Origin of the sequence: Neobacillus niacini, assembly GCF_030817695.1 — a bacterium.
GTDB lineage: Bacteria > Bacillota > Bacilli > Bacillales > Cytobacillaceae > Neobacillus > Neobacillus niacini_F.
In genome coordinates, this window is sequence record NZ_JAUSZQ010000002.1 from 4,424,992 (window position 1) to 4,437,769 (window position 12,778).

Sequence of the window (12,778 nt, forward strand, 5' to 3'; positions counted from 1 at the left end):
TTTTTGGGCCATTTTTGATGATTTCTCCTCTGAACATAACTATTTTAAGAAATGAGGTATTCCATATAATAGCGATTTTCCCCTTCGCCAAATTCATCTAATCTTGTCTCTTTTATCACAAACCCTAATTTTTCATATAACTTGACGGCTGCCTTGTTTTTAGTACTGACCGTTAAGCAAACCTTACGAAAACCATCTTGCTTTAGAATCGGATAAATTTCCTCTAAAAATAATTTCCCGATTCCTTTCCCTTGCTGGTCGGAGCGGACATAAAACCCAAAAATGTAGGCTTTATGAATATCATTGTAAGCTCTCATCACTTCGCAAATCGCAATCGGCCTTGGATCATTTTGTTGCCGGTATTGAATAAGTTTCCCGTAGCGTGTAAGCGGGACAAGGGCTTGTTCATCTACTGCTCCTAATCCCGGAAACGCATCTTGTTCAAGCTCCATCATCATTTTTAGCTGTTCTGGATTCAATGAAGGTGGTACTTCGACATAATAGGTTTTGTTCAATGTTTCCATTTTTCTTTCCCCCTTAGTTCTACTTCATATTCGATATCATCCAGTGGCCAAATTGGCTTAGGAATGTAACGATACGTAAAAGTTGTTAATCGATTGGATGCAACACCAGGTGCATCCACATAAATGATACGGCCAACAATCGGCTCAAACGCTGCCCGGAAATGATTTTTAGCCTTTAGCGCAAGAATTCTCTTTGCCTGCGGCTCGAGACCAATATGACGAAACATTTCTGGGTCATTCGCAGACATCGGCCTTCCAATGAGGAGTATATCCATCCTGCCAACGCGAATGTGAGCAGCCCCCTTTAAATCGACTCTTAAATGCTGATTGAACGGTCCAGAATTGTGAAACACACCGTCTGATAATGCCACTACTTTTGCTTCGACCTGTACGGACTCCCCAAATTCAGGCGATACTTTCCCTCCAAGGGACAAAAATACCTTATTTCCAGCTCCCTTCTTGCGGCAAGCCTCAATGGATTCTGGATCGTAGAGTCCTCCAAATAGCGTGTCAGGGATGTTCAACTTCACCATCTCCCGAAGCAGATCTGTTGTATCCCCGCTCCCGCAGCTTAAAGGATTATCCGAGATGTCCGCCAGCACGACCGGTTTGTCATCTTCAATCGACATCGCCAAATCGAGCCCTTCTTTTACACCGGGCAAATCCATGATAAATTCTTCTCTTACACTCCAGAACAAGGAAGCCATCTTTTGGGCTGTCTCTTTTCCTTTTTGCGGATTGAGCGAAACAACCAGTACACTTGCACCGACCATGGGAACATCCGAGTAAGGAAAGCCACCAAATACGGACACATTATAAATTTCTTCTTCCTCTTCGGCTTGTTTCGCCCACTCTATCATTTTGTGCATCGGCCCTTCTGCAGTTCTCATATTGATAGAGGGAGGCATCATGGGCAATTTTTCAAAAGAAGCATAATAATGCACACCTTCCTTTAATTGCTTCAATAAAGCCGTTGAAGCATGAACCCCTTGTTCATACATATCAACATGTGGATATGTTTTAAATCCAAAATGAAGTGGTGTGTAATGAATCATTTTTTCACTTAAATTTGCGTGCATATCTAGTGTTGTCGCCATTGGGACACTCGGTCCGATAAGCTCACGAATTTTTCCTAGTAAATGCTCTTCCGGATCAAATAGGTCCTCCACGACCATTGCCCCATGCAGTGCCAGCAATAAACCGTCCAGCCTTCCCGCCTGCTGGATGGACTCCAGCATTTGTTTTTCTATGATGGAGTACGCTTCTGTTGATACCAACCCCGAGGGAATCGCAGCCGCACAAAGCAACGGTACGATTTCTACATCCCTTTCTTGTTTCAATACATCCAAAAACCCGCCCACTTCCGTTTTCGTTCCAATATAGGCATCATAAATTTCATCGCCGATAAAATAGCCTTCGTTTCGAAACTGTTCGATTTCGGTTTTCATCGGGCTGAAACTGTGGGATTCATGGTAAAAGAATGCAATTCCAATACGGTGTTTTCTCATATTCTCCCACCTTCTAATAGATATGGCCCGTTTATTAATAGTTTGTATAAATTGACTTCCACTCTGTCATGACATCGAATGCATGATGGGAAACTTCACGGTGTCCATTTCCGGACATTTTCATGCCTCCAAATGCCACACCCATTTCGGCATTGGACGTTCCGTTATTAATATAGACAAGTCCGCTTACCGCTTCCTTTGCAGCTCGGTTCGCATAGTGGAGGCTATCAGTATAAATGGAAGTCGATAGCCCATAAATTGTCCCGTTATTTACCTCCATAGCTTCCTCATATGAATCTACTTCAATGATGGCAAGAACAGGACCAAATATTTCTTCCTGTGAAATGGTATCATTCGGTTTCACATTCTCAATGATTGTCGGTTCATAATAATAGCCACCCAATTCTTTGACACGCTGCCCACCTGACACAATTTTCCCACCTTCTTCAATCGCTGTTTTTACATATTTTTCAACTGTAAGAAGCTGGTCTTCATTTACAAGAGGGCCTACTTGTTTCCCTTCTTCAAGTCCATTTCCTATTTTCATAGACTTTGCTAGTTCTACTACTTTTTGTACGAGCAGTTCCTTTACTGGACGCTCGACGATTACTCGGCTTGCCGCTGTACAGCGTTGACCAGTTGTTGTAAACGCTGATTTTACGATTCCGTCTGCCGCCTTGTCCAAGTCCGCATCCTTCAAGACGATCACTGCATTTTTTCCACCCAATTCCAATGAAATACGTTTTAATGTTTTACTGCTCATTTCAGCCAGCTTTTGTCCGACTTCTGTTGAGCCCGTAAATGAAATGACTTTAACATCCGAATGCTCTGCGAGTGTTTGCCCGACTGTTCTTCCTGAACCGGTAATTAAGTTCACAACCCCTGCTGGCAACCCGGCTTCATCTAACACTTCTACAAAAGTCTTTGCCGATAGCGCAACCTCTGAAGCGGGCTTCCATACGACGGTATTACCAGCAATCAGAGCTGAAAAGATTTTGTAGGAAGCGAGTGCAACTGGGAAGTTCCAGGGGGTAATGCACGCTGCAACTCCAAGAGGTTCACGAACCATTCTTATGTTCCGGTCTAGGAAGCCGGCAGGGACCGTTTCTCCAAAGAGGCGTCGTCCCTCGCCTGCCATATATTGAGCAGTCGAGATGACCACTCCAACTTCGCCTAAAGACTCAGGTAGTACTTTGCCCATCTCCATTGTCATGACACTAGCAAGTTCCTCTTTTCGAATTTCAAACAATTGGGCTGCTTTCGTTAAATAAGCCGCTCGTTCTGGAATGGGGGTGTTCTTCCATTGTGAATACGCTTCATCCGCTTTTGCGACAGCCTCATCCACTTGCTCCGTTGTTGCGGCCGCACATATGCCGACAAGTTCCCCCGTTGCCGGATTTAAGCTTTCAAAGTAGGACTGATTCGGGGGCACTTACCCATTTTCCATTTATATAAAGATCTCCCTGAAGAATATCTGTTTTGATTTGACTAGACATAAACTAGACCTCCTTTTTCGTGGTATTCCGAGGAATTGAACATTAGTTTCCTGAAATTGTTTCTGTTATCACATCTTCTAAAATGGTTAATCCGATATCAAGCACATCTTCTTGAATATTAAGAGGCAGCATTAATCGGATCGTTTGCCCGCTTACACCGCAGTTCATAATGAGCAATCGATTTTCCAGTGCTTTCGATTTAATTTTCGGTACAAAGACAGCAGCAGATTGCGAATCGAATTCAATACCAATCATCATGCCGACTCCTCGGACTTCAACAATGCCCGGCAAATGTCCTACCGAATTATGAAGTCGGCCGACAATCTTGGCACCGAGTTTAGCACTGCGTTCTACTAACTTCTCTTCCTCAATGACCTCAATGTTTGCCAATGCCGCAGCACAAGAAACTGGATTTCCTCCAAATGTCGAACCATGACCAGCCGTCGGCCATTTTTCATGAAGCTCACGACTTGCTACTATGGCACCAAGAGGCATACCGCCGGAAAGGGCTTTTGCCAGTACTAAAATATCAGGAGTCACATTCGCATGCTCTGCCGCGAACATTTTACCTGTACGGCCAAATCCTGTTTGTACTTCGTCAAAGATAAGTAAAATGCCGTGTTCCTCTGTCATCTTTCTTAACTCCTGCAAAAAGCTTGGCGGTGCCGGATAATAGCCGCCTTCACCCATTACTGGTTCAATGATGATAGCCGCTACACGTGATGGATCCACGCGTAGATCGAACAATTTTTGAAGCTGATTCAAGCAATACTCTTCAACTTCTTCTTCTCTAATGTTTTTCAGTTGGCTGGGATACGGATATGGAACGTGATATACCTCGCCTAAAATCGGTTCATAATAACGGCGGTATTTAGAGCTTGATGCCGTTATGGCTGTTGCTCCTAATGTACGGCCATGAAACGATCCTTCAAATGCAATAATCGCTGGTCTCCCTGTGGCCGCCTTTGCCAATTTAAGTGCACCATCAATAGCTTCAGCTCCCGAATTGGAGAAAAAGACAGTGTCTAGATTTCCTGGTGTGATTTCAGCAAGCTTTTCCGCCAAATTCGCTGCCGTTTCATAATAACCATAGTTCAATCCAAGATGAATCAAGGCTTCAGCCTGCTTTTTAATGGCTTCCACCATTTTCTCGTTCGTATGCCCGACTGCATTGACAGCCACTCCTGAAACGAAATCGATATACTCCTTTCCGTCTGTCGTCCAAAATTTTGCGCCATGCGCTTTTTCAATGACTAGTTCGGTCACTCTTGTCATGACAGGAGATAGATGCTTTCGTGCTTTTTCTTGAATTTCGTTTGTTTTACTTTGCAATTTCATATGCCTCATCCTTTCTTAATTGACCCTCGAATATCGATAATGATTCATCTAATATTCTCACAATCTCATCAATCTCTTTTTTCGTGATATTTAAAGGAGGGCTGATAATGAGGTGCTCCCCCTTTGTGCCGTCAATTGAACCGGAACCGGGATAAAAAACCGCACCAAGTTCCATCGCAATTCCATTCAATCTTTCAGCAGCTTTTTCAGATGGATCGAACAACAGGTCCTGCCCAGGATCCTTCACAAGCTCCATACCTATTAAAAGCCCTCTGCCCCGAACATCAGATATATAAGAATGTTTTTGCTTAAGCTCCATAAGATGTTTGACAAGGTAGGTACCTTGTATTTTTACATTTTCCAGCACCATATCTCGCTCATATATGTCCAATGCAGCAAGACCGGCTGCAACAGCGACAGGATGCCCACTATATGTGTAACCGTGAATGAATTTCCCGTCGCTGTTTTGAATGAGCCCATCGATTAACCGATCATGAACAATCATTCCGGCAAGCGGAGCATATCCCGCTGATACCCCTTTTCCGAATGTGATTATATCAGGCTTGATCCCTATCTGTTCTGTCGCGAAGTTGGTACCAGTACGGCCGAATCCAGTCATCACTTCATCGATAATTAATACAATTTCGTAACAGTCACACAGCTCTCGAACCTTCTCAAAATATCCCGGCGGCGGTGGAACAGCACCTTGCTGGCTTCCGACAATTGGTTCGGCGATAAATGCCGACACGTTCTCAGGGCCAAGCTCTAAAATGGTTCTTTCAATATCCGTTACACACGTCCAGTTTTGTTTGGAGAGACAATCATCTTTTTGACGATCGTATGGACATCGGTGGCAGTACGGAGAATAGACATGGGCATAGTTTAAAAGATTAGGAGTGTATGCATGCCTTCTTTTAACGTCTCCTCCTGCTGATAAAGAACCGATGGTGTTACCGTGATACGATTGCCATCGCCCGATCACAATGTGTTTTTGGGGTCGGCCGGCATCCCGATGATATTGCCTCGCCAGCTTCAAAGCACTTTCATTTGCTTCGGAGCCTCCGGTTGTAAAATACACTTTATTTAAATGATCTGGAGCCATTTTTCCGATTGTTTCAGCCAGTTCATGCAACGGTTTCGTCTCGAAACGCATTGTATGGACGAAAGCTGCTCTTTTTGCTTGTTCTGCCATCGCCTCTCCAATAGAAGGAATCCCATGGCCCAAGTTGGCTGCAACCGCTCCCGAGCAGGCATCCAAATATTTTTTCCCGTTCTCATCTATGAGATAGACCCCTGTACCGTGGGTAATAATCGGGTACTCCTTTTTTAGATCACGATGAAACACATAGTCTTTTTTTATTCCATCCATCTTTCCACCACCATTGCCATTCCTAATCCCCCCGCCACACAAATCGTCGCAAGGCCATATTGCCGCTTTTGTTTTTCAAGCTCATGACATAATGTAGTGACAATTCTCGCACCGGAGCACCCAAGTGGATGGCCTAAGGCAATCGCCCCTCCGTTTACATTCAAATTGTCTCCTTTTATGCCCCATTCTTTTAAACAAGCAAGACTTTGAGCAGCGAATGCTTCATTTAATTCAATCAAATCGATATCTTCCAAACGAAGTCCCGCTTTTTTCAACGCAATTTGGGATGCAGGAACCGGACCGATTCCCATATCTTTTGGTGAAACGCCCGCTGCAGCAAAGGAACGAATTCTTGCCATCGGGACCACTCCAAGTTGTTTCGCTTTTTCTTCCGACATTAACAGCAGCATCGAGGCTCCATCATTTCTGCCGGACGAGTTTCCGGCTGTTACCGTACCATCCTTTTGAAACACAGGACTTAGTGTTCCTAACTTTTCAATGTCCGTCAATCTTGGGTACTCATCTATCGCAAAGTGTCTAATCCCCTTTTTTCCTTCCTTTACCGGAACAGGAATGATTTCTTCTTCAAAATGGCCCATTTCAATTGCACGTTTCGCTTTCTGCTGACTCGTGAAGGCAAATTCGTCTTGTTCACGGCGGCTAATATTATATTTTTCAGCCAGCCACTCAGCTGTTTGCCCCATTGTGAAACGACCATATATCTCCTCCGGCTGCGATTTTGGCTGACTCTCCGTATTTGAATCATACAGCGTCATATCTCCCATCTTATGGCCGAATCGGGTATCAACCGTATAATGAGGCGCTCGTGACATGTTTTCGACTCCTCCTGCTAAAACGACGTCCGCCTGACCAGTCAAAATGGACATCGCCCCGTTAATGACGGCCTGCATGCCCGAACCGCACTGACGATGAACAGTATAAGCAGGAATCGATTCTGGAAAATGGGCAAGTAATGCCGCGACTCTTGCAATATTCGGAGCATGCGCACTTTGCTTTGTTTGTCCGACGATGACTTCATCGATAATATTGGCACCGTAACCGGAAGCAGAAAGATTATTTTTCATGATGAGGGATACGAGCACTTCCGGAGGCAAATCTGCCAGTGATCCACCGAAGCTTCCAATAGCAGTCCGAAATGCATTTACAATTACAACCACTATGCAGTCACCTCTTTGCCTTTAGTGAAAGATTCAGCAATTTGGAAGGGGGCGTCCGTTTTTTGTTGAATTTCCTTAAGGGAAACTCCAGGGGACAGCTCAATAAGATGAAGTCCATCTTCCTTTACTGCGAACACTGCCAAATCGGTAATAATTAAATCCACTATTCGCTCCGATGTGATAGGATAAGATAATTCCTTGACGATTTTTGAATTTCCTTGGTTAGAAGTATGCATCGTTGTTACGATTACCTTTTTGGAGCCTTCCAATAAATCCATCGCCCCGCCTACACCAAGTACACTTTTTCCCGGTACGGCCCAGTTGGCAATCCGCCCAATTGCATCAATTTGCAATACGCCAAGGATTGAAACGCTAACATGCCCTCCGCGAATCATCGCAAAAGAGGAAGCACTATCAAAAAAGGATGATCCTTCCAATACTGTGACAGGCAGTTTCCCTGCATTGACAAGATTTTGGTCAATATGCTCTTGATCAGGTGTAGGACCTACTCCAAGAATGCCGTTTTCCGAGTGTAAAAAAACTTTAACATCTGATGGAATATAATCAGCCACCAGTGTTGGAATCCCTATCCCCAAATTGACGATATCGCCATCCTTCAATTCCTTTGCCGCTCTTTGTGCAATGTATTGTTTCATATTCAAGCTAGTTCACGCCCTTCACAACTATATAATCAACGTATAAATGAGGGGTCACAATTTCTTCAGGAGAAATTTGCCCTACCTCCACAATCTCGTCCACCTCTGCAATAACTACATCCGCAGCTGTTGCCATCATCGGATTAAAGTTTCTTGCCGATTTGTTGTATATGAGATTTCCTAATTGATCCGCCTTTTTCGCTTTAATTAAAGAAAAATTGGCTTTAAGAGGCTCTTGGAACACATATTTTTTACCGTTAAGGGTACGCTCTTCTTTGTTTTCAGCGATTTTCGTTCCTACGCTGACGGGTGTATAAAACCCTCCTAATCCCGCACCGCCCGCTCGAATAGCTTCAGACATCGTTCCTTGCGGGAGAAGCTCCACTTCTAATTCTTTATCCTGATAGGCTTTAACCACCTCCGGGTTGCTTGTAAAATACGAACCTATTGCTTTTTTTACTTGCTTTTGCCGTACTAAAACTCCAAGACCTCTGCCTGGTTCACCAAGGTTATTACTAATAATCTCTAAGTCTTTCACTTCCGACTGAGCCAAAGCGGCTATTAAACTAAGCGGACTGCCTACAAGTCCAAATCCACCTACCATAATTCGAGAGCCGCTTTTAACCTTTTTTACAGCTTCTTCGCATGTAATCAGCTTGCTCATAGTTTTTATCCCTGCCTCTCCATCGACTTTTGTGGGTGTTAACCGTTTGGTAAAATAAAAAACCGAGCAAAACATAAATCTCTATAAAGAATGTCGTTTCAACGAACATTCCTTACACAGAGTTCATGTTTGCCCGGTTTTAATAAGACCATGGGAAGAGGTCATCTTCCCACTTTATTATAACCAAACGTTATGTATTCATTTGCTTCACATTATCCCAGTAACGTTGAACTGCAGCTTGAAGAGCCACAATGATCGCTTGCTGAGATGGAGCAAAATAAAAGCTTTGAATTCGTTTAATCAGCTGCTCAACACCGTCTTGAAGACAGTAGCCTATCAGCAGTTTTTGAAAATAATTTTTTGTTAGTTCAGTTACGAATGTGAATTCAGCTCCGATAATCTTATGATCTCTCAGATCCACTTCGAGGACAATTCCCGCATGCTTATACATTTCATACATGGAAGTTCCCTGTGGAGCTTTTGCATATCCTGTAACAATCACCGTTTCCAGTGCTTGCATACCCTAATCCACCCTTCAAAAACCCACTGAACATGTTTCTAACACGAGTATACGGTTCAGAATAAATAATGTCAATGAGAATATTTTAAATTTTCAAATATATTAAAGCGCTTTCACTAACAAGAAAGGGCTTACGACTATTTTTTACACCTATACACAATAAATAGATTATTCTCCCTTATATATTAAAATCCTTCTAGAAAGGTTTGAATTTTTTACCAACCACGTTCCTGCATACGCGCTTCAGGAGACAGAGTTGAAATCTCAATACCTTTCATTGCAATTCCAAGATTTTTTGAAATCTCTGCAATTAGTTGATAATCCTGGTAGTGGGTTGTTGCTTCCACGATAGCTCTAGCGAATTTTGCTGGGTTATCAGATTTGAAGATGCCAGAACCAACAAATACTCCATCAGCACCTAACTGCATCATAAGTGCAGCATCTGCAGGCGTTGCTACTCCACCAGCTGCAAAGTTTACTACAGGCAGGCGTCCATTACGCTTAATCTCTAGAAGAAGTTCATATGGAGCTCCAAGTACCTTAGCCTCTGTCATCAATTCATCTTCACTCATTGTAGCGACTTTACGAACTTGTGCATTTACCTTACGGATATGACGGACAGCTTCTACGATATTACCAGTTCCCGGCTCTCCTTTTGTACGAAGCATGGAGGCACCTTCACCAATACGGCGAGCTGCTTCTCCTAAATCACGGCAACCACAAACAAATGGAACAGTGTAAACTTTTTTATTTAGATGGTACTCTTCATCAGCCGGTGTTAAAACTTCGCTCTCATCAATATAATCAACGCCCATTGCTTCAAGAATCCGGGCTTCAACGATGTGTCCGATACGTGCTTTTGCCATAACCGGAATGGAAACCGCCTTCATAACTTCTTCTGTAATTCGTGGATCTGCCATTCTTGCTACTCCGCCAGCTGCACGGATATCAGAAGGAACGCGCTCCAAAGCCATTACAGCTACCGCTCCTGCGTCCTCAGCTATTTTTGCTTGCTCAGCATTCACAACATCCATTATGACGCCGCCCTTTTGCATTTCAGCCATGCCTCTTTTTACACGATCCGTACCTGTTTTCACTGGTAATCCCCCTTTGATGATTATGAACGTATTTATTTCTTTTAAAAGGAAAATCTCATGTAGTTCATTTGTTATGTTCTTTTATGCAATTCTAGAATTTTCCCTTTCACCCCCATCAAAAAATGGATATAATACATATTTATCCAAATTTAATTTTCACTTATAAACTTGCAATTACTGTGCCAATAATAAAAACGCCTATTTGTGAACTATTTGTGAAAACAATATGCAAAATTTATTGGCACTATCATTAATTTTTTTGCACTTAAACCGCAAAAATTATATTCCCAATAGAATAGAAAGGGCTTTTTGATTTTATGAAAGATCCTTTATTACAACTGGCCTCTTAGGAGGAATTTTTTTAAAAAATACTAATTAGGTTAGAAAAAAGAGTTGAGATGAAGCAGTCATTGAGGGAGTTGAAGAAGGGGTTATTATGATTATGTTGAATTTAGAGGTAATAGATTTTGCCAATAAATCAGCTGTATTACTAAACTAAATTTCCTGTTATATAGGAAAAAACTTGATAACACAATTGTTACCAAGGTTCTGTATGAATGACCTGTGAGGGGTTCGAACCCCCGACCTCAACCCTGTCAAGGTTGCGCTCTCCCAGCTGAGCTAACAGATCTCTTATTAAGCTACAAATATAATTATAGTAAAAACTCGTTAAAAGTCAATAGTTTTTAAAAAGAACATACGCTCTAAAATCATTTGAATAAGGAACGAATGTTCGAATATAATAATAGTATAAAACATCAGGAAAGGCGGGATTATAATGGATGGACTTTTGTTACGTTCTATAGAAGAAAATATTCCGTTAGAGATGATTTATCTATCACAAGACCAACGGATTTCACAACGTAAATTACTTGTGAAGGAAGTGAATAGTGAATACATTCGCGCTTATTGTCTGCTCCGCAAACAGATTCGTATTTTCCGCCGGGAAAATATTTTATCCTTAATGCCAAATACTCGCCCCAATGACCGCTTCCTACACTAATCCAACACTCCTACTCCCTTCTGTCTCTTTGAGCATTTCGACCATAGTTATGATAAAATGCAGTTGTATCTATCGAACGTTGGGGGAATTGTTGCATGGAGATACCAAAAGGCACGATAAAAGAACATACTATTAAAAGCAATGAGCTTGGAGAAGAAATCCTCCTTCTCATCTATTTGCCCGCAAATTTTTCACCATTATATAAGTACTCACTGTTAATTGCTCAAGATGGCCGAGATTATTTTCAACTTGGAAAAATAAGTCGATTAGCAGATGAGTATCTTTTTAACCGAGAAATTGAAAATTTAATCATTGTTGGGATACCCTATAAAGATGTAGATGATCGCCGCCGGAAATACCACCCAGATGGTGATCAACATCAACAGTACATTCGTTTTTTAGCACACGAATTAGTTCCGTTCCTAGATCATGAATTTCCAACCTACCATATGGGCTCTACAAGAGCGCTAATCGGTGACTCATTAGGAGCAACTGTATCTTTAATGACCGCTCTCCAGTATCCGTACAGTTTCGGAAAAGTTCTTTTACAATCACCATATGTAAACGAAAAGGTCATGGAAATGGTTAACAACTTCACAGAAACTGAACTTTTAGAGATATATCACATTGTGGGAAATCTAGAAACAGAGGTCCAAACCACTAATGGCGAAACAAGTGACTTCCTTAGCCTAAATCGGAAACTTTCATCTATCTTTACTGACAAGTCGTTTACATACTTCTACGATGAATTTAATGGCGACCATACATGGACATATTGGCAGCCAGATTTAAAGAGAGCCCTTAAGTTGATGTTTTAAAGGTGATTTCATATTTTTTGAATATTTGCTATAATATCAGGAAGGTCAATGACTACACCGATTTATCACAGAAATTACTGGAGGTTAGACATATGAAATTTGGGGTTGTTATTTTTCCATCAAAAAAACTGCAAGATTTAGCGAATTCCTATCGTAAGCGTTATGACCCGCATTATTCACTAATTACTCCACACTTAACCTTGAAAAATGCTTTTGAAGCAACTGAACAAGATGTAGTACCATTTGCGGAAAAATTAAGGAAAATTGCTAGTAATACAAATGCCTTTACCTTAAAGACAACAAAAATCAGCTCTTTTCAGCCTGTAAATAATGTGATTTACTTTAAAGTGGAGCCAACTGAAGAGTTAACCAAATTGCACAATGAAATTAATCAAGAATTTAGTGAGCAAAATTTAGAATATGCTTTTGTTCCACATATTACGATTGGTCAAAAGCTATCGAATGATGAGCATTCAGATGTATATGGCTCATTAAGAATGAAAAGATTTGACCATGAAGAGACTATTGACCGCTTCCATTTACTATATCAATTAGAAAATGGTTCTTGGACGGTTTATGAAACATTTCGCCTAGGAAAGGAATAATC

General features: G+C 41.9%; 12 protein-coding genes, 1 tRNA gene and 1 pseudogene. 3 read left to right on the plus strand and 11 right to left on the minus strand.

Going from position 1 to position 12,778, the window contains the following annotated elements:
• Window positions 1–44: 44 nt before the first annotated feature.
• From QFZ28_RS22340 to QFZ28_RS22390, 11 genes and pseudogenes are all read right to left on the minus strand, one after another.
• Complete coding sequence (locus QFZ28_RS22340) at window positions 45–524, minus strand: GNAT family N-acetyltransferase (RefSeq protein ID WP_307196695.1); 480 nt, start codon at window positions 522–524, stop codon at window positions 45–47.
• On the minus strand, window positions 512–2,032 hold the full coding sequence (locus QFZ28_RS22345) for a M81 family metallopeptidase (RefSeq protein WP_307196696.1): 1,521 nt from the start codon (window positions 2,030–2,032) through the stop codon (window positions 512–514). Before QFZ28_RS22345 ends, QFZ28_RS22340 begins: the two co-directional genes overlap by 13 nt.
• A gap of 34 nt (window positions 2,033–2,066) precedes the next feature.
• Window positions 2,067–3,528 (minus strand): annotated as a pseudogene (locus QFZ28_RS22350) (aldehyde dehydrogenase family protein).
• A gap of 42 nt (window positions 3,529–3,570) precedes the next feature.
• The gene (locus QFZ28_RS22355; RefSeq protein ID WP_307196698.1) at window positions 3,571–4,866 is read right to left on the minus strand and encodes an aspartate aminotransferase family protein; all 1,296 of its coding nucleotides are present in this window, start codon (window positions 4,864–4,866) and stop codon (window positions 3,571–3,573) included.
• Window positions 4,850–6,235 carry an aminotransferase family protein gene (locus tag QFZ28_RS22360; protein ID WP_307196699.1) on the minus strand — a complete coding sequence of 462 codons (1,386 nt, stop codon included), beginning with the start codon at window positions 6,233–6,235 and terminating at the stop codon, window positions 4,850–4,852. The genes QFZ28_RS22355 and QFZ28_RS22360 overlap by 17 nt, the downstream gene beginning before the upstream one ends.
• Window positions 6,223–7,413, minus strand: a complete 1,191-nt coding sequence (locus tag QFZ28_RS22365; RefSeq protein ID WP_307196700.1) for a thiolase family protein — start codon at window positions 7,411–7,413, stop codon at window positions 6,223–6,225. Before QFZ28_RS22365 ends, QFZ28_RS22360 begins: the two co-directional genes overlap by 13 nt.
• Window positions 7,413–8,075, minus strand: coding sequence for a 3-oxoacid CoA-transferase subunit B (locus QFZ28_RS22370; RefSeq protein ID WP_307196701.1), 663 nt, complete (start codon window positions 8,073–8,075; stop codon window positions 7,413–7,415). The genes QFZ28_RS22365 and QFZ28_RS22370 overlap by 1 nt, the downstream gene beginning before the upstream one ends.
• A 1-nt stretch (window position 8,076) precedes the next feature.
• Window positions 8,077–8,733: a CoA transferase subunit A gene (locus QFZ28_RS22375; RefSeq protein ID WP_307196702.1), complete on the minus strand. Its 657-nt coding sequence runs from the start codon at window positions 8,731–8,733 to the stop codon at window positions 8,077–8,079.
• 190 nt (window positions 8,734–8,923) lie between these two features.
• Entirely contained in the window at window positions 8,924–9,253 is a 330-nt protein-coding gene (locus QFZ28_RS22380) for a DUF3870 domain-containing protein (RefSeq protein ID WP_307196703.1), read from the minus strand.
• A 215-nt stretch (window positions 9,254–9,468) separates the two neighbouring features.
• Entirely contained in the window at window positions 9,469–10,350 is an 882-nt protein-coding gene (pdxS, locus tag QFZ28_RS22385) for a pyridoxal 5'-phosphate synthase lyase subunit PdxS (RefSeq protein WP_307196704.1), read from the minus strand.
• 558 nt (window positions 10,351–10,908) lie between these two features.
• Window positions 10,909–10,981: transfer RNA gene (locus QFZ28_RS22390), tRNA-Val, on the minus strand.
• Window positions 10,982–11,128: 147 nt separating this feature from the next.
• On the opposite strand from QFZ28_RS22390, the gene QFZ28_RS22395 reads away from it, so the two are divergent.
• The 3 genes from QFZ28_RS22395 (at window position 11,129) to QFZ28_RS22405 (ending at window position 12,776) form a co-directional block, all read left to right on the plus strand.
• Window positions 11,129–11,353 carry a hypothetical protein gene (locus QFZ28_RS22395; RefSeq protein ID WP_307196705.1) on the plus strand — a complete coding sequence of 75 codons (225 nt, stop codon included), beginning with the start codon at window positions 11,129–11,131 and terminating at the stop codon, window positions 11,351–11,353.
• 95 nt (window positions 11,354–11,448) lie between these two features.
• Window positions 11,449–12,171 carry an alpha/beta hydrolase gene (locus tag QFZ28_RS22400; RefSeq protein ID WP_307196706.1) on the plus strand — a complete coding sequence of 241 codons (723 nt, stop codon included), beginning with the start codon at window positions 11,449–11,451 and terminating at the stop codon, window positions 12,169–12,171.
• A gap of 17 nt (window positions 12,172–12,188) precedes the next feature.
• Window positions 12,189–12,776: a YjcG family protein gene (locus QFZ28_RS22405; protein ID WP_373428099.1), complete on the plus strand. Its 588-nt coding sequence runs from the start codon at window positions 12,189–12,191 to the stop codon at window positions 12,774–12,776.
• The last annotated feature ends 2 nt before the right edge of the window (window positions 12,777–12,778 follow it).